The 18,824-nt window shown below is 38.1% G+C and carries 18 protein-coding genes; 2 read left to right on the plus strand and 16 right to left on the minus strand.

Annotation, left to right across the window (positions count from 1 at the left end; genetic code table 11):
* Positions 1-12: 12 nt before the first annotated feature.
* Both DN389_RS06520 and clpP read left to right on the plus strand, forming a co-directional pair.
* Positions 13-882, plus strand: coding sequence for a DUF421 domain-containing protein (locus tag DN389_RS06520; RefSeq protein ID WP_149236929.1), 870 nt, complete (start codon positions 13-15; stop codon positions 880-882).
* Positions 883-1,122: 240 nt separating this feature from the next.
* Complete coding sequence (gene clpP / locus DN389_RS06525) at positions 1,123-1,704, plus strand: ATP-dependent Clp endopeptidase proteolytic subunit ClpP (RefSeq protein WP_001049163.1); 582 nt, start codon at positions 1,123-1,125, stop codon at positions 1,702-1,704.
* 395 nt (positions 1,705-2,099) lie between these two features.
* Here the strand turns inward: clpP and DN389_RS06535 are convergent, their stop codons facing one another.
* The 16 genes from DN389_RS06535 to uvrB all read right to left on the minus strand — a co-directional run bounded on the left by DN389_RS06535 (position 2,100) and on the right by uvrB (position 18,713).
* On the minus strand, positions 2,100-2,348 hold the full coding sequence (locus DN389_RS06535; protein ID WP_000250305.1) for an HPr family phosphocarrier protein: 249 nt from the start codon (positions 2,346-2,348) through the stop codon (positions 2,100-2,102).
* 23 nt (positions 2,349-2,371) lie between these two features.
* On the minus strand, positions 2,372-3,322 hold the full coding sequence (gene whiA, locus DN389_RS06540; protein ID WP_000006567.1) for a DNA-binding protein WhiA: 951 nt from the start codon (positions 3,320-3,322) through the stop codon (positions 2,372-2,374).
* An 89-nt stretch (positions 3,323-3,411) separates the two neighbouring features.
* The gene (locus DN389_RS06545; RefSeq protein WP_000712182.1) at positions 3,412-4,365 is read right to left on the minus strand and encodes a gluconeogenesis factor YvcK family protein; all 954 of its coding nucleotides are present in this window, start codon (positions 4,363-4,365) and stop codon (positions 3,412-3,414) included.
* A 3-nt stretch (positions 4,366-4,368) separates the two neighbouring features.
* Entirely contained in the window at positions 4,369-5,250 is an 882-nt protein-coding gene (gene rapZ, locus DN389_RS06550; RefSeq protein WP_000138461.1) for an RNase adapter RapZ, read from the minus strand.
* 20 nt (positions 5,251-5,270) lie between these two features.
* Positions 5,271-5,729 (minus strand): NUDIX hydrolase, encoded by a 459-nt coding sequence (locus DN389_RS06555; protein ID WP_001190080.1) that lies wholly within the window; start codon positions 5,727-5,729, stop codon positions 5,271-5,273.
* Positions 5,730-5,957: 228 nt separating this feature from the next.
* Positions 5,958-6,764 carry a DUF368 domain-containing protein gene (locus DN389_RS06560; RefSeq protein WP_149236930.1) on the minus strand — a complete coding sequence of 269 codons (807 nt, stop codon included), beginning with the start codon at positions 6,762-6,764 and terminating at the stop codon, positions 5,958-5,960.
* Between the two features lie 163 nt (positions 6,765-6,927).
* Positions 6,928-7,884: a thioredoxin-disulfide reductase gene (gene trxB / locus DN389_RS06565; protein ID WP_001288065.1), complete on the minus strand. Its 957-nt coding sequence runs from the start codon at positions 7,882-7,884 to the stop codon at positions 6,928-6,930.
* Between the two features lie 85 nt (positions 7,885-7,969).
* Complete coding sequence (locus DN389_RS06570; protein ID WP_000517700.1) at positions 7,970-9,481, minus strand: tetratricopeptide repeat protein; 1,512 nt, start codon at positions 9,479-9,481, stop codon at positions 7,970-7,972.
* 145 nt (positions 9,482-9,626) lie between these two features.
* The gene (locus DN389_RS06575; protein WP_098802151.1) at positions 9,627-10,133 is read right to left on the minus strand and encodes an acyltransferase; all 507 of its coding nucleotides are present in this window, start codon (positions 10,131-10,133) and stop codon (positions 9,627-9,629) included.
* Positions 10,134-10,208: 75 nt separating this feature from the next.
* Positions 10,209-10,859, minus strand: coding sequence for a pyrophosphatase PpaX (gene ppaX, locus DN389_RS06580; RefSeq protein ID WP_088123735.1), 651 nt, complete (start codon positions 10,857-10,859; stop codon positions 10,209-10,211).
* A 67-nt stretch (positions 10,860-10,926) separates the two neighbouring features.
* Complete coding sequence (gene lgt / locus DN389_RS06585; RefSeq protein WP_000924234.1) at positions 10,927-11,739, minus strand: prolipoprotein diacylglyceryl transferase; 813 nt, start codon at positions 11,737-11,739, stop codon at positions 10,927-10,929.
* Positions 11,740-11,763: 24 nt separating this feature from the next.
* Positions 11,764-12,693, minus strand: a complete 930-nt coding sequence (gene hprK / locus DN389_RS06590) for an HPr(Ser) kinase/phosphatase (protein WP_001127245.1) — start codon at positions 12,691-12,693, stop codon at positions 11,764-11,766.
* 156 nt (positions 12,694-12,849) lie between these two features.
* Entirely contained in the window at positions 12,850-13,230 is a 381-nt protein-coding gene (locus DN389_RS06595) for a phage holin family protein (protein WP_001267307.1), read from the minus strand.
* A 97-nt stretch (positions 13,231-13,327) separates the two neighbouring features.
* On the minus strand, positions 13,328-13,795 hold the full coding sequence (locus tag DN389_RS06600; RefSeq protein ID WP_098189362.1) for a DUF4275 family protein: 468 nt from the start codon (positions 13,793-13,795) through the stop codon (positions 13,328-13,330).
* Positions 13,796-13,854: 59 nt separating this feature from the next.
* Positions 13,855-16,725 (minus strand): excinuclease ABC subunit UvrA, encoded by a 2,871-nt coding sequence (uvrA, locus tag DN389_RS06605; protein ID WP_033662791.1) that lies wholly within the window; start codon positions 16,723-16,725, stop codon positions 13,855-13,857.
* An 11-nt stretch (positions 16,726-16,736) separates the two neighbouring features.
* Complete coding sequence (gene uvrB, locus DN389_RS06610) at positions 16,737-18,713, minus strand: excinuclease ABC subunit B (protein ID WP_046955584.1); 1,977 nt, start codon at positions 18,711-18,713, stop codon at positions 16,737-16,739.
* Positions 18,714-18,824 lie beyond the last annotated feature (111 nt).

Consider the following 18,824-nt stretch of genomic DNA (forward strand, 5'->3'; position numbering starts at 1 on the left):
GAGGAAATGACTATGTCTCACCTGCCGGAATGGACACTTGTCATTCTTCGCTCTGTATTCATATTAATTATTTTATTCGCTATTACGAAATGGTTAGGGAAAAGACAAATCTCTCAGCTCTCCTTTTTTGAATACATAGCCGGAATGACAATCGGTGACATCGCTGCCCAAGTATCTACGGGGCTCGATTCAAAATTTTTCCACGGCGTCTTTGCGATACTCATTTTCGCTGTGGTACCTTTTTTCACAGGAATCCTCTCTTTAAAGAACAAAACAGCTCGCGACTTCTTTGAAGGAAAATCTACCGTATTAATAAAAGACGGAAAGATACTCGAAGACAACTTAAAGAAAGAAAAATATACAAGTGACGAATTACTGGAACTACTCCGTGGAAAAAATGCTTTCAGCGTAGCTGATGTTGAATTTGCCGTACTAGAACCGAGCGGAGAATTAAATGTATTATTGAAGAAAGATCGCCAACCACTTACAGCAAAAGACGTTGGCTTAAAAGTACCGAATGAAAAAGAACCACAAACTGTTATTATGGATGGCAATGTCTTAGATGAACCTCTATCCTCTAGTGGACATAACCGTGCTTGGTTACATTCTGAACTAGAAAAGCTCGGTGTTATTATTGAAAATGTCTTTCTCGGTCAAGTGGATTCATACGGACAACTTACTATCGACATTTATAATGACAAACTACAAATGCCTTCTCCTCAAAACAAGCCTTTATTATTAGCATCTTTAAAAAAATGTCATGCTGATCTTGAACTATTTTCCCTAGAAACAAAGTCGAAATCAGCAAGCGAAATGTATAGTAAAAACGCGAAACACATCGAAAAGATTTTAAATAAAGTAACCTATCTTTTAAAAGAATAGATATCACAAGAACGCTTCAGTAAAAAGGCGTTCTTTTCTTTTTACTACAGATTTCATGACGTTTAAATTTATGTAATTCGGTTATGATGTTGAAGATACATAAGCAGGGAATTTCAAAAACATAGCGAATAATTCATGGTACAACTACATATTTTTTTGATTTAAAGTGGTTTCGTTTGACCTTTATTGACCATAATTGTATTATAAGACTAAGAAAGCTTTAGAAGGAGGAAATAACAGATGAATTTAATTCCTACAGTAATTGAACAAACAAATCGTGGAGAACGCGCTTACGATATTTACTCTCGACTATTAAAAGACCGCATCATTATGCTTGGTAGTGCAATTGATGACAACGTAGCTAACTCAATCGTTTCCCAGCTTTTATTCTTGGAATCTCAAGATCCAGAAAAAGATATTCACATCTACATCAATAGCCCTGGTGGTTCTATCACAGCAGGTATGGCAATTTACGATACAATGCAATTTATTAAACCACAAGTATCAACAATCTGTATCGGTATGGCTGCATCTATGGGTGCATTCTTACTTGCAGCAGGTGAAAAAGGAAAACGTTATGCACTTCCAAACAGTGAAGTAATGATTCACCAACCACTTGGCGGAGCACAAGGTCAAGCGACTGAAATCGAAATCGCTGCAAAACGTATCCTATTCTTACGTGAAAAACTAAACCAAATTCTTGCTGACCGCACAGGTCAACCACTTGAAGTACTACAACGCGACACAGACCGCGACAACTTCATGACAGCTGAAAGAGCTCTAGAATACGGCTTAATCGATAAGATCTTTACAAATCGTTAATACTTAAAAGCGGAAGCGGCTCGTTCAGAATCGCAGGGCGATGGAGCCCCTGATTCCGAGGCGCTTTTTGCCTCGAATGAAGGGGCGAAACGACCGGAGATTCTAGCCGCTGGAGCTGGATAGACTAAAAGCGGAAGCGCCCTATAATTGGGCGCTTCTTTTATATATTGTTCCCTGCTCACATACCCCACCTAGTATAACCCTAAATATATCAACGATTTTTCAAATATATCGACCGTAACTCCAATTATATCGGCGATTATTTTAATATATCGACGATTCGACACAACTTATCGACTTACCGACAATCCTCGACAAGCATGCACCCCCTACATACCCGACTCCCAACACCAAATAACAAAACAAAAAAGCTATCGCACATGCGCGATAGCTTCTTATTGTATATATGCAGCTAATGCTTCTAAAGCTTCTTCTGCATCTGAACCTTCTGTTGTAATTGTTATCATGCTACCAGTTCCAATTGCTAAGCTCATAATCCCCATTATGCTCTTTGCATTCACTGTCTTTCCATCTTTCTCGATGAAGATATCCGCATGAAAGCGATTGGCCTCTTGTACAAACAACGCAGCCGGACGTGCTTGTAAACCGTTTTTTAATGAAACCTTAACTCGTTTTTGAACCACAGCTCCATTTCCCCTTTAACCTCTTATTTTTTTGCTACCGCTTCCCCCGCGCGTAATTTCTCTGCAATCTCATCGATTTTACGCAAACGATGATTAATACCCGATTTACTAATTTTCCCCCCGGATACCATCTCGCCTAACTCTTTCAATGTTACATCTTGATAATCTCTTCGTAATTGTGCAATTTCTCGCAGTTTATCTGGTAATATATCAAGACCAACTGTCTCATCAATATAACGGATATTTTCAATCTGCCTTAGCGCTGCACCAATTGTTTTATTTAAATTGGCTGTTTCGCAGTTCACTAAACGATTTACTGAATTACGCATATCGCGAACGATTCGAATGTCTTCAAATCTTAAAAGTGCATTATGAGCGCCTATAATATTTAAAAACTCCGTAATCTTTTCTGCTTCTTTCAAATACGTAATGTACCCTTTTCTTCTTTCCAACGTCTTACTATTTAAATCAAATCCGTTCATCAATTCACATATAGCATCATTATGTTCCTTATATAACGAAAAGACCTCTAAATGATAAGATGATGTTTCTGGGTTATTTACTGAACCACCTGCTAAAAATGCACCACGTAAATACGATCGTTTACAACATTTCTTCTCAATCAATTCTTGTGATATATTTCGGATAAACGAAAAGTCGTCTCGAACAATATGAAGATCAGCTAATATTTCGCGAGACTTCTCAACAAGCCGCACAATATATACATTATTTTTCTTCAATCGCATTTTTTTACGAACAAGTAATTCTACCGTCACGTCATATCCTTTTTTCAAAAGCGTATAAATCCTTCTTGCGATTGCCGCATTCTCCGTTTGAATATCGATAGATAGACGACGGTTTGAAAAAGAAAGCGATCCGTTCATTCGAAGTAACGCTGATAATTCTGCTTTCTCACAGCATTCCTTCACCTCAAGATTCGTTAGCTCTTTCTTTGTTTCTGATGCAAATGACACAGTCAACACCTCCTTATACGATTACTTTGGAACAAAAATCTTGTCCTATATGAAATGATGAGCGTTACCTCAAACGAGGCAACGCACATCTACAACAGTGAATATAAAATAGAAGCTAGTTTTAATGTATCGTGCCTTACAACACGATCATCATACTTCGCTAATTGATCTTGAATGACATCAATATTGCTCTCTGTAAAACGCTCTTCATCTACTACAACTGGTGCCGACATTTCTTCCTCATACAACTGACGTAATTCACAAGGAATATCACGGTTATTTACAATTGCAGTATCGATAAATGGTTTACCTAAATGATCATGTAACGCCTGCACATGGTCAAACGCAGTATATCCCATCGTTTCACCAGCTTGCGTCATAACATTACACACATATACCTTCTTCGCTTTTGCAGCAAGAACAGCGTCCCCGATTTTGTTAACAACTAAATTCGGTAATATACTCGTATACAAACTTCCTGGACCAAACACAAGTAAATCAGCTCGTTTAATCTCAGCCAACGTTTCATGTAACGGCTCTACATCTTCTGGAGTTAAAAAGACGCGGTTAATCTTCTTCCCGGAATAAGGAATCTTTGATTCACCTGTTACAATTTCTCCATCTTCTAGTTCCGCATGAAGTACCGCACTTTGGTTAGCTGCCGGTAATACACGTCCTCTGACATTTAACACTTTACTCGTTTCCGTAATCGCATGGAAGAAGTCTCCTGTAATCGAGGTCATACCCGCTAATAATAAATTTCCTAACGCATGACCTTTCAGCCCGTCTCCCGTTGTGAAACGATGCTGAAATAAAGCTTCCACCAGCGGCTCTACATCTGATAACGCAACAAGTACGTTACGAATGTCACCTGGGGGTGGAATTTCGAGCTCATCACGTAGTCTACCTGAACTGCCACCATCATCAGCGATTGTAACAACTGCTGTAATATCAACTGGATATTGTTTTAATCCTCGTAATAAAACAGAGAGTCCAGTACCGCCTCCCATGATAACAATTTTAGGTTTTCTCTCTTTTTTCATCCCTTAATGGCCCTTTCTCTTCTCCACATCACGATGAGATACATGAACGCTATACTCTGGTTTCAAATGTTTCCCAAGGTATTCTGTAAGCGTAACAGAACGATGCTGTCCACCTGTACATCCAATTGCAATTACAAGTTGACTCTTGCCTTCTCTTTTATAATGAGGCAGCATGAAAGTAATAAGATCCGTCAATTTTTCTAAAAACTTATGTGTCTCATTAAATTTCAGTACATACGACGAAACTTCTTCATCTAGTCCTGTTAATGGCTTCATATGTGGAATGTAATATGGATTTGGTAAAAAACGAACATCAAATACTAAATCTGCATCAATTGGAATACCGTACTTAAATCCAAATGACATAACATTTACACGAAATGCTTGCTCAGTTTCAGTTGAAAACAGATGAACAATTTTTTCACGTAATTCTTTCGGTTTTAAATCTGATGTATCCAGCACAATATTCGCTCGTGCCTTCATATCAGTTAATAAGCCACGCTCCATCTCGATTCCCTTTAACGGCAAACCAGTTGGTGCAAGTGGATGCGAACGTCTCGTTTCTTTATAACGAGTTACAAGCGTGCCATCTTTCGCATCTAAGAATAAAATATGAGGAATAATCCATGTACGTTCTGATAAATCATCAAGTGCTCCCCATAAATGTTCGAAAAACTCTCGGCCACGTAAATCAACGCCAAGTGCCACTTTATTCATTTTCCCTTTTGAATCCGCCATAAGCTCAATAAACTTCGGCAATAACATCGGTGGTAAATTATCTACACAGAAATATCCTAAATCTTCAAAACTTTGTAAAGCTACTGTCTTTCCAGCTCCAGACATTCCTGTAATAATTACCATTTTTATATCATTATTCTCTGTCATCGTATCCTCTCCTTGACGGTTTAACTCGGATCTAATCGATATGAAAGCAACTCAAAATCTGGGGTATATACAAATGTACCGTAGATTATGCCATTTCCTTTAATTAAATAATCAATAATGTGATAATCTCCTGGTGCCATTGCTAAATCATCAATTTTGTCAAATGTATGCCAACCAATGATGCCTTCTTCGCTCTCTAGTTTGTTTTCTCCTGCAAAATCTGTCGCTAAAAAGGAGAACATCATCCATTCAGAAACAACTTTATCACCTTCTTGGATGACAAAGGTGAAGACCCCTTTTAACGCTGGGTTCTTTAAATAAATACCTGTTTCTTCACGATACTCGCGAACAACGGAATCTCTTACTGTCTCACCACGCTCCATTTTCCCGCCTGGTGCAACCCACCAATTTCGGCGAGGTTTTTGGAGTAAGAGTACTTCATTATCTCTAATTAACACACAGTTTGTCACTCTTTGCATGTTTCTTCACCTCAGCTACTTGCAGTAAATTTCTCACTGCATACTCATTTCATTATACTATCAAAAACAGTTTGCTACAACGAAGGAGCCAGTCCTCTTTCGCTAAGCACATGCTACTCAACAATTTTAAAAAAGCTTTTTAGAACAAGCAATGTAAATGCCTAGACTTTCAATGAATAGCATGAAAAATCCCCTTAACGATTTTTATCGCCAAGGGGATTAAAGTCCTTATTTCTTACCGAAATAAGTAACAATCGCAAATCCTAAAATAAAGGTAATAATTGAACTTATAATTGAAAATCCTCCAGTTGGAATACCAGGGAACACAATTACAATCGAGCCGATAACAAGTCCAATAATTGCCGCAAATGTCATACTTTTATAACAATCTAACAAGAAACTAATTCCTTTACTACTTACAACAAACCCCGCCATAACACCGGCACCGATAACTACGATTAAAGGTAAGTTCAGTGTAGTTAAAGCATTAATTGCTGTCGGATACACACCAATAATTAATAAAATAAATGATCCGCTAATTCCAGGAAGCAACATAGCCATACTAGCCATCCATCCTGCGAAAAATAAACCAATTGCATTTAAAATTGTTAACGTCGTAATTGGATCTGCTGCCTTATCTGGTTTAAAGAAAGCTGTGATTGCAACAAGAATTGCTGCAACTATTAATAAAACAATGTGCTTACCTTTAAACGACGACTTTGCATCAGCTTCCCTCATTAACATCGGTAATATACTAATAATTAAACCGAGGAAGAAAAATTGAGTCGGTTCATAATGATTTGCAAGTAAATATTTAATAACGTGACTTAACGTTAAAAACGCTGCTGCCACACCAGCTGCAAGGGGAATTAAAAACCCTAAATGTTTTTTCCATTCACGACTAAAGAATCCACTAATTGCCGCAAGCAATTGTTCATAAATCCCTAACACAACAGCGATTGTACCGCCGCTCACACCAGGAATTAAATCACTAACGCCCATACAAAATCCACGATATATATTACGCCATTCCATACTGAATAAATTCCTCATTTCTTATAGTAATTTTTCCGTAAAGTCCAGTATATCAATAAGAAAGCTTATAATCCTAATATTTTTTGACAAAACTTTGACATTTTCAAAAAAAAAAGAAGAAAGCCCCTATCGGTAGCTTTCTTTTCAAAAGGCATATTATCCCTTATTTTTCTGATACTGTTTTTAGTTCTTCTAATAATTCTTCTACGTAATGTTGTGCACTTTGTGCTGCGATACTACCATCACCTGTTGCAGTTACAATTTGACGTAGCATTTTTTCACGAACATCTCCAGCGGCGAAAATACCAGGAACTTTCGTTTCCATACGCTCATTTGTTTCAAGGTAACCATTTTCATTTGTAATACCTAGTTCAACAAATGGTTTCGATAGTGGTAACATACCGATATATATGAACACGCCATCAGTTTTGACTTCTTTCTCTTCTCCACTGTTTACGTCTACAAGTGTTACGCTTCCCACTTTACCATTTGCATCGTTAATTTCTTTTATAGTGTGATTCCAAATGAAATCAACTTTCTCGTTTTGGAAAGCACGATCTTGTAAAATTTTCTGTGCACGAAGAGTGTCACGACGGTGAACGATTGTTACCTTTGATGCGAAGCGTGTTAAGAACACACCCTCTTCAACAGCAGAATCTCCACCACCAATAACTACAAGTTCTTTTCCTTTAAAGAAAGCCCCATCACATACTGCACAATATGATACACCACGGCCGCCAAGTTCTGTTTCGCCTGGCACACCAATTTTTTTATACTCTGCACCGCTTGCAACGATAATTGCACGTGCTTTATATTCTTTTTTACCAGCAATAATTGTTTTGTATTCTTTACCATCGATGACTGCTTTCACATCACCGTATGCATATTCAGCACCAAATTTCTTCGCATGCTCGAACATTTTATTTGATAAGTCTGGTCCTAAAATAGACTCATAACCTGGATAGTTCTCTACATCCTCTGTGTTTGCCATTTGGCCACCTGGGATACCACGCTCAAGCATTAATGTGCTTAAATTCGCACGAGATGTATATACTGCAGCTGTCATACCAGCTGGTCCTGCACCAATAATAATGACATCATAAATTTTTTCTTCTGACACACTATTCACTCCTATTCATTCCTACACAATTAAGTTACCCTCATTATACTGTTAGCATCATTTTTTTCCCAATGATTTGCTTACCCTATGTGTGCGTACGTTTAACAGCCTGCACATACTTTCGAACAGTCGCTACAGATACATTATATACATCCCCAAGTTCCGACTGTGTCATCTTATTTCCTTGTTCGCCGCGCACAATATATTCAACCGCAGCTGACCAGCCGTATACATTTGTAAAAACTGCCCCAGATGTATATAAACGTATGAACGTACAAAACCAAAATTGTAAACACTCTTCGATTAATTCATCATCTTTTTTCGTATAATTATATAAAGCATCCGCAATTTGCGCGCACTGTTCAAATTGCTGTAAATCAGCTGGAATGCTCTTATGGCTATTAAGTAAAAAGAAATACTTTGCAAGTTGCGATACGATTGGAACACCGTTCTTCGCCTGCGTTACATCAAAGAAGAATCCCACCTTCTCTGGCGTTGACAATTCATTCATTAAATATAAAGCTAGCATTTGTTCCTCTAGCGTCGCACTTTGTTGAAATGATTTTCGTAATTCTTCAAATAATACGTTTTGTCCTTCATCTGCTAAATTCAGCGCATTCCACGGTTCTTTTCCCTTTTTATCAGGGTGCAATTCTACAACATGCTGCCACATTTTTTCAGCTACTTGCTGATCTTTCACCATATAAGCAGAATATGCAAACCAATAATAAAAACTAACGTCTCCCTCATATCCTTGACGCTTTAATACTTTGAACCATTTATATGCAGGCTCAAAATGACCAATTGTTGCAAGTGTCGTTCCAAGTTTCAAACGATGCTCGAACGAAATCGGATATACTGAAACTAACTGCTCCGCTAACGCTTCTACTTGTTTATGCTCTCCAATTGAATATAGGAAAATAAGCGTATTACAAAGCGCATGTATATTACCAGGATTTTTCTCTAAAATCATTTCCGTTAACTTCAGAGCTTTATCTACATTACCAGATTGAAAATGTGCAATGGCTAAATTATTATGACCCGACCAAAATTCCGGATAATCTTTTGTAACAATTTCCAACGTAGCAATTGCTTCTTCCAATTGTCCGTTACGAATATAACGATTCGCTTCTTCTTGCATAACAATTAGATCGTCTTCATCCTCAATCTCTTCCTCACCCATCGCTTCTTCTTCCATAATTTCAAGTAATTCTAATGTATCTTCTACAAATTCCTTCTCTTCTGCAACTTCTAAATAGCGATCCGCATACTTTTTCGCCTGCTGAAATAGCCCCATATATGCATAATTATTTGCAATAAAATAATAGCATTGTTCAAGTTCTGGATTAGATCTAACAAGCTTAAAGAAGATTTGATTCGACTCTTGATATTCACCAGCCTCAGATAATACTGTTGCTAATTGGCATAAAATAAACGGCTCCTTCTCACTTTGTGCCGCTCTTCGAAAATATTTAATTGCATCTTGCAATTTTTGCCCTTTGTAAGCTCTCATCCCTTTTTTATAAAAGAAGTCCGCTAATTGATTAAAAGAGATAACTTGTCCGTTCTCCTTATATATTCCTTGATTTTTCCCCATATATCCTCCAGTTTTTTGTTTTCTTCGTTCACACATTCTTCTATCTATAAGTATAAACGATTCCGTAAAAAACAAAACAGTATATTATACTCAATTATTTCCTTTTTATTCATTAAAAAAGAAGAGAAATGTTACATTTTTAGCATCAACCTTCTCTAGCATCCATTTCTTCTTTCGTATAAATAACACGCATTGGATTTCCACCCACGAAAGCGCCGCTTGGTACATCTCTATGAACAAGTGTGCCAGCTGAAACAATCGCGCCATCCCCAATTTCCACACCTGGTAATATAGTTGTATTTGCTCCAATCATCACTTTATTTCCTATGACGATCTCTCCAAGTCGATATTCGCGAATTAAATATTCATGTGCTAAAAGCGTTGTATTATAGCCGATAATCGAATTTTCTCCCACAGTTATCTTTTCTGGGAACATAATGTCCGGCATTACCATAAGCGCAAATGATGTTTTCTCTCCGACTTTCATCCGTAAAAACGTGCGGTACAACCAATTCTTGACGGATAAAAATGGCGTATAACGCGCAATTTGGATAATAATAAAGTTCTTCATCACCTTCCAAAAAGACACTGTTTTATACACATTCCATAATGAATTTTCTCCTGAAACAGGATAGCGCGTTGTCCGTCGCACTTAGCTCGCCCCTCTACTAAAAAGTGAAACTGTAAGTTAGTAGAGAAACACACCCCTACTAACTTACTTGGACCTTTATGAACGGTTCATATTAGACAAAATCGGTAGTAAATCACTCATTTTATCTAACATAAAGTCCGGCTTGTAAGCCTCTAAATACGCTCTACCTTTCAACGTCCATGAAACCGCAGCTGTTTTCGTGCCCGCATTTTGTCCGCCGACAATATCATGATGATTATCCCCAACCATCAATGCTTCTTCCGGTTTTGCATCCAATAACTCAAGCGCTTTTTGAAGTGGCTCTGGATGTGGTTTCACATGCTCTACATCATCAATTGTCACGACAACATCAAAAAATTCATCAAGCTTTGACAACTTTAATCCCATCTCAACGGTTTGTCTCGCTTTCGTTGTAACAATACCAACTTTATAGCCTTGCTTCTTCAACTCTTGAACTGTTTCATATACAGTTTCATATTCTTCCACTAATTCATCGTGATGATCATGGTTAAATTGACGATAACATGTAATCATCTCTTCAACCTTGTTGTCATCAATCTTGCTGAAAGTATCATGTAAAGAAGGGCCAATAAATGGCAATACATCTTCACGCTTATATTGACTTGGATAATATGTATGTAACGTATGTAAAAAAGAAGAAATAATAAGTTCGTTTGTATTAATTAAAGTTCCATCTAAATCAAATAACACTGTATTTATTCTCATTGCCTTAGTCCCTTCTCTTTCCTGAATATGAAAGAAGCAGCATCTTATAATAAGATGCTACTTTTCTCTAATTTTCCGAATATCTTTTATCAGCTTGCCCCATTTTTCGTCTCACGATAATGAAAATAATAGAAATAACAACAAGTCCAATTGACATTACTTGTGCGATACGAAGTGGTCCTAACATTAAACTATCTGTACGTAAGCCTTCTACGAAGAAGCGCCCTATTGAATACCAAATTAAATATGTGAAGAATAATTCCCCGCGTCGTAAATTCACTTTTCGTAATGCAAGTAATAAAATGACACCTGCAAAATTCCATAATGATTCATATAAAAACGTTGGGTGATAGTAAACACCCTCAATATACATTTGATTAATAATGAAATCCGGTAAATGAAGTCCTTCTAAAAACTGTCTCGTTACTTCATCACCATGCGCCTCTTGGTTCATAAAGTTTCCCCATCGACCAATTGCTTGTCCTAGTAAAATACTTGGCGCAGCAATATCAGCCAACTTCCAGAATGAAACCCCGCGTCGTTTCGCAAAAAGAATCCCTGTAATAACAGCCCCGATTAAACCACCATGAATCGCCAAGCCACCTTGACGAATATTAATAATTTGACTCGGGTTTTGCGCGTAATATTCCCATTCAAAAATAACATAGTACATTCTCGCAAATAGAATAGCGATCGGTACTGCAATTAATACAAGGTCAACAAATGTATCTTTTGGAATACCTAGTCTTTCTCCCTCGCGAGTTGCTAGCCAAAGACCTAATAGCACGCCTGTACCGATAATAATCCCGTACCAATAAACAGGAAACGGCCCAAGTTGAATCGCTACACGGTCAAGCTGTGGTACAGAACCTAACAGCATATGTATGACCCCCCTCTCCAAAGTTTACTCCTGATTTCCTAACTCAATCGCACTCATTAATCGTTCAGAGAACTGTTGTGCTGCATTGACTCCCATACGTTTTAAACGGAAGTTCATCGCTGCTACTTCAATAATAACAGCCAAGTTTCGACCAGGACGAACTGGAAGTGTAATCTTCGTAAGCTCTGTATCAATAATCTTCATCTTCTCTTCATCAAGACCTAAGCGATCGTAATTTTTCTTTTGATCCCAAATTTCAAGATTAATAACAAGTGTAATACGCTTATAATTTCGCACTGCCCCTGCACCGAATAACGTCATAACGTTAATGATACCTAGACCACGAATTTCTAATAAATGCTCAATTAAATCTGGTGAGCTTCCTACTAATGTGTCTTCATCTTCTTGGCGAATTTCTACACTATCATCCGCAACAAGACGGTGACCACGTTTTACAAGCTCAAGAGCTGTCTCACTTTTACCGACACCACTTTGACCTGTAATTAAAACACCAACACCGTAAATATCTACTAACACACCATGTACAGCTGTTGTTGGTGCTAACTTACCTTCTAAATAATTTGTTAAACGACTTGATAATCTTGTTGTCGTTTGAGCAGAACGTAATAAAGGCATGCCTGATTCACGTGATGCATGCAGTAACTCATCTGGTACATCTTGATTACGAGTTATAATGATACATGGCGTCTCCTCAGTACAAAGCGCTTTCATTCTCTCTTGCTTTTGCTCTGACGTCAATGTGTCAAAGAACGTAAGCTCCGTCTTTCCAAGAAGCTGCACGCGATCAGCTGGATAATATGTGAAAAATCCTGCCATTTCAATTCCAGGTCGTGATAAATCACTTGTATCAATCGGACGATGAATTCCTTCTTCACCACTTATTAACTCCAATTGAAATTGTTCAATTAAATCTTTTGTCCTTACTTTCGGCATATGTATAAACCTCCACTCCGCTGCGGGTTCAGTCTCATTTGATGTAAAATTCCATTCTACCGGATATTGTACCATTTTTTTCTGGAAACAAGAAATACGGTTTCTAATAAATAGAAAAAAACATTTCATATACATCATGAAATGTTTTTCTTTTTGTCATTTTCTCTTTTTTTCATATAGTGGCTCCACAATTGCCTTTTCAATAATCATATTAAAAATAGAAATACAAATTGCCGCAACGATTGCTACACCAAACCCTGATATATTAAATGCATCTCCTAATAATGAATCTGCTATTTTTAACGTAATCGCATTAATAACAATTAAGAAGAACCCGAAAGTTACAAGAGTAATCGGTAGCGTAATTAAAATTAAAAACGGTTTTACGAACACATTTAAAACAGCCAAGATAATACTCGCAATAATTGCAGTCTGTATATTTGCTACGTAAAACGCGTCTGGTGCAATCCCTTTTAAAAGTCCCGATACAGCGATTAACACAACGCTATTTACAAGAAGTGATACAATCCATCTCATTTTCTTACACATCCTTTTGACATATATATTTCATCATACGCTAATAGATAATAAACGCAAGTATCATACAAACACTTATATCAATTTATTCTACTCTTCATGCTTGTATACCTACTAACATTTCCCCAGCAAAATAAGGGCCACACCATCTATGTTCATGAGTTTTCACAAAGGTCCAAGTGAAATCTTTGTCTACAATATAGATATCACCTTTATATGTATCATCCGTCTCCCGTAATATATCATCCATATGTAATAAACTCGCATCCGTTATTAGTATGACTTCCTCACAATGTTGATAGAATATGTAACAATTCTTTTTCACTACATTATGAAACGCGTTCTCCGCTTCTTTCCCATCTAAACACTTCTTTTTCTCATAACTAAATATGTGCCAAAGATACCCACATGCATACTTATCTCCATACAGAAAGATGTCTTCCTTTTCCTCATCACTTACATGATTTGCAAAGTTATCCTCCCAGCGCTTGCGAAAATATACACCCCAACTTTGAAACTCTCTTACTTTCATATTTTTCTTTCTTAAACCATCTACAAACTCCATCTTCTCCCCCTATGAACGAAAAACCGAGTGTCATTTCCACTCGGTTTTTCGTAATACACTTATTGTGATAATTCTACTTCTTTTATTTTTTCTTTCATTCTCGCTTTATCACGAACTAAAATCTCTTTTAAATACTTACCTGTATACGAGCGCTCTTCTTTCACTACTTGCTCTGGCGTTCCGGAAGCAACGATTTGCCCACCTTTATCTCCGCCCTCTGGTCCAAGGTCAACGATATAATCAGCTGTTTTAATTACATCTAAATTATGTTCAATAACAAGAACTGTCTCGCCACTTTCAACAAGGCGTTGCAGCACTTCTAGAAGACGCGCGATATCATGGGCATGCAAACCAGTCGTTGGCTCATCTAAAATATATAACGTACGCCCAGTAGAACGACGGTGTAATTCAGAAGCTAATTTCACGCGCTGTGCTTCTCCTCCAGATAACGTCGTAGCTGGCTGCCCTAATTTCATATAACCAAGCCCTACATCTACAAGCGTTTGAAGTTTACGCTTAATTTTTGGGATATTAGCGAAGAACTCTACTCCATCTTCAATTGTCATCCCTAACACTTCAGAAATGTTCTTATCTTTATACTTCACTTCTAACGTTTCGCGGTTATAACGTTTACCATGACAAACTTCACACGGAACGTATACATCTGGTAAGAAGTGCATTTCGATTTTAATAATTCCATCACCACGGCACGCTTCACAACGTCCACCTTTTACATTAAAGCTGAAACGTCCTTTTTGATATCCGCGCACTTTCGCTTCATTCGTTTGTGCAAACACATCACGAATATCATCGAATACACCTGTATACGTCGCTGGATTAGAACGTGGTGTACGCCCGATTGGCGATTGATCGATATCGATTACTTTATCTAAATGCTCAAGACCTTTAATTTCTTTATGAGTACCTGGCTTCGCTTTCGCTTTATATAACTTTTGCGCTAATGATTTATATAGTACTTCATTAATCATCGTACTTTTACCGGAACCAGATACACCCGTTATCGCTACAAACGTACCAAGCGGGAATGACATCTTTGCATTCTTTAAGTTATTCTCTTTTGCACCGACAATTTCCACTTTACGTCCGTCACCTTTACGTCTTTCAAGTGGAACCGGAATAAACTCTTTACCGCTTAAATACTTCCCTGTTAGCGAATTCTCATCTTGCATCACTTCAGCTGGTGTACCCGCTGATACAACTTGGCCACCGTGAATACCTGCACCAGGTCCGATATCAAGTAAATAATCAGCAGCCATCATCGTGTCTTCATCATGCTCAACGACAATTAACGTATTTCCTAAATCGCGCATTTCTTGCAACGTACGAATAAGACGATCGTTATCGCGCTGATGCAAACCGATTGAAGGCTCATCAAGAATGTAAAGTACGCCAGTAAGACGAGAACCGATTTGTGTCGCTAAACGAATACGCTGCGCCTCACCACCTGATAAAGTTCCTGCAGCACGACTTAACGTTAAATAGTCTAAACCGACGTTCACTAAGAATCCAACGCGCTCCTGGATTTCTCTTAAAATTAAATGAGCAATTGTTCGTTGTTTCTCCGTTAGCTCCACATTCGAGAAGAATTCCTGTACTTCTTGAACAGAATACTTCGTTACATCAGCAATCGTTTTATCACCAACGAAAACAGCTAAACTCTCAGGCTTTAAGCGTCCACCTTTACACTTCGGACAAGCTTGCTCTGCCATATACTTTTCCATTTGCTCACGGACATAATCAGAACTCGTTTCACGATAACGACGTTCGATATTTGGAATAACACCTTCAAATAAAATCTCATTTTCCTTTACTTGACCAAATTCATTTACATAGCGGAAATAAACTTTCTCTTCACCGCTTCCGTACAACACTTTATCAAATAAATCTTTCGGTATATCTTTCACAGGCATATCCATATCAACGCCGTAATGATTACATACAGATTGTAAAAGCTGTGGGTAATATTGTGAGCTTGTCGGCTCCCAAGGCGCAATCGCATGTTCATTTAATGATAAATCCCAATTCGGAATGACAAGTTCTAAATCCACCTCTAACTTTGAACCAAGTCCATCACAAGAAGGACACGCCCCGAATGGACTATTGAATGAGAACATGCGCGGCTCTAATTCTCCGATTGAAAAGCCACAATGCGGACAAGCATGATGTTCACTAAATAGAAGTTCCTCTTCTCCCATTACATCAATTAACACTCGGCCCCCGCCAAGCTTTAATGCACTTTCAAGTGAATCCGCAAGACGGCTTGCAATCCCTTCTTTTACAACAATACGGTCAATTACAACTTCAATAGAATGCTTCTTATTTTTATCTAACGCAATATCTTCAGATACATCAAGCATTTCACCATCAACACGTACACGAACATATCCTTGCTTCTTAATGTCTTCAAGCACTTTCACATGTGCACCTTTACGCCCAGAAACGATAGGAGCTAACACTTGTAATTTCGTACGTTCAGGATATTCAAGTACACGGTCTACCATCTGCTCTACTGTTTGTGATGTAATTTCAATACCATGATTCGGACAAATTGGCGTACCAATTCGCGCAAATAATAAACGTAAATAATCATAAATCTCCGTTACCGTTCCAACTGTTGAACGTGGATTACGACTCGTCGTTTTTTGATCGATTGAAATCGCTGGTGACAATCCTTCAATCGTATCTACATCCGGCTTATCCATTTGTCCTAAAAACTGACGCGCATACGCAGATAACGATTCTACGTATCTGCGCTGCCCTTCTGCATAAATCGTATCAAACGCTAATGATGATTTCCCTGAACCAGACAATCCCGTCACAACAACAAGCTGATTTCTCGGAATGGTTACATCAATATTTTTCAAATTATGTGCTCTAGCACCTTTTACGACAATAAAATCCTTGCTTATGCTCACTCTGTTCACCCTTCCGCTTTTAATTCTAATAGTAAATCTCTTAATTCAGCTGCACGCTCGAAATCTAACGCTTTTGCTGCTTCTTTCATCTCTGCTTCCATCTTCGCAATTGTCTTTTCACGCTCTTTTTTCGTCATCTTCTTGGCTGGTACTGCTTCATATGTTTCCGGCTCTTCAGCAGCTGTCGTTGCACGGATAACATCACGCACGCCTTTTTGAATCGTTTTCGGCGTAATACCATGCTCTTTATTGTAAGCTTCTTGTATAGTACGACGACGTTGTGTTTCTTCAATCGCAATTCCCATCGATCTCGTTATACGATCTGCATACATAATAACGCGGCCGTTTTCATTACGTGCTGCACGACCAATTGTTTGAATTAATGAACGCTCTGAACGCAAGAATCCTTCCTTATCAGCATCTAAAATAGCTACAAGTGATACTTCTGGAATATCTAATCCTTCTCGTAATAAGTTAATACCGACAAGTACGTCAAACTTACCAAGGCGAAGGTCACGGATAATTTCAATACGTTCTAACGTTTTAATTTCAGAGTGGAGATAGTTCACTTTAATTCCTACATCTTTTAAGTAGTCTGTTAAATCCTCTGACATTTTCTTCGTTAAAGTCGTAATTAATACACGTTCATTTTTTGCAATGCGATCTTGAATTTCTCCTAATAAATCATCAATTTGCCCTTCAATTGGTCGTATATCAATTGGTGGATCTAAAAGCCCTGTTGGACGAATAATTTGTTCTATTACCTCCGGTGCCTGCTCTAACTCGTACGGTCCTGGCGTTGCCGAAACGTAAATAACTTGATTCGTTTTCCCTTCAAACTCATCAAACGTAAGCGGTCTATTATCTAAAGCTGATGGCAAACGGAACCCATGATCCACAAGTACTTGCTTACGTGCTTGGTCCCCGTTATACATCGCTCTTACTTGTGGTACTGATACGTGTGACTCATCCATAACAATTAAGAAATCTTCCGGGAAATAGTCTATTAACGTATATGGCGTTGCCCCCGCCGGACGAAGTGTTAAATGACGGGAATAATTTTCAATCCCTGAACAAAAGCCCATCTCACGCATCATTTCTAAATCATAACGTGTACGTTGCTCTATACGCTGCGCTTCTAACAACTTGCCATTATCATTTAATTCCTTTAAACGCTCTTCTAATTCTTTTTCGATATTTTCAATAGCGACCTTCATTTTTTCCTCACGTGTAACGAAGTGAGATGCTGGGAAGATTGCTACATGATCACGTTCTGCTAATACTTCACCTGTTAACGCATTTACTTCGCGAATACGATCGATTTCATCGCCGAAAAATTCAATTCGAATACAATGCTCATCAAGTGATGCTGGGAAGATTTCAACTACATCTCCGCGCACACGGAATGTACCACGCTTGAAATCAATGTCATTACGTCCATACTGTACATCAACAAGTTCACGAAGCAATTGATTGCGGTCCTTTTCCATACCAACTCTAAGTGAAACAACTAACTCGCGGTATTCTTCTGGAGAACCTAAACCATATATACACGAAACACTCGCAACAATAATCACATCATCCCGTTCAAATAGTGCAGATGTTGCTGAGTGACGCAATTTATCGATTTCATCATTAATCTGCGCATCTTTTTCAATAAACGTATCTGTTTGCGGCACATACGCTTCTGGCTGATAATAATCGTAATAACTAACAAAATATTCAACTGCATTATTCGGAAAAAAATCTTTCAGCTCACTATATAACTGTCCTGCTAACGTTTTATTATGAGCCATGACAAGTGTTGGCTTCTGCACCTCTTTAATGACATTTGAAATCGTAAATGTCTTACCCGTTCCTGTCGCTCCAAGCAACACTTGCTTTTTCTTTCCACTATTAATTCCCTCTACAAGCTTCTCTATAGCTACCGGCTGATCACCTTGCGGGGAATACGCTGAGATAATTTCAAATTGATGTTCCAAACAAAACCGACCTCCTCGTAAAAAATCTGTATTCCCATTTTACCACGAATGCTCATAAAAAAACCAAGAAAACGAACAGATATTCGGTAAAACTTTCGACAATATATACAT

The organism is Bacillus sp. AY3-1, from assembly GCF_008368785.1.
Classification (GTDB): domain Bacteria; phylum Bacillota; class Bacilli; order Bacillales; family Bacillaceae_G; genus Bacillus_A; species Bacillus_A wiedmannii.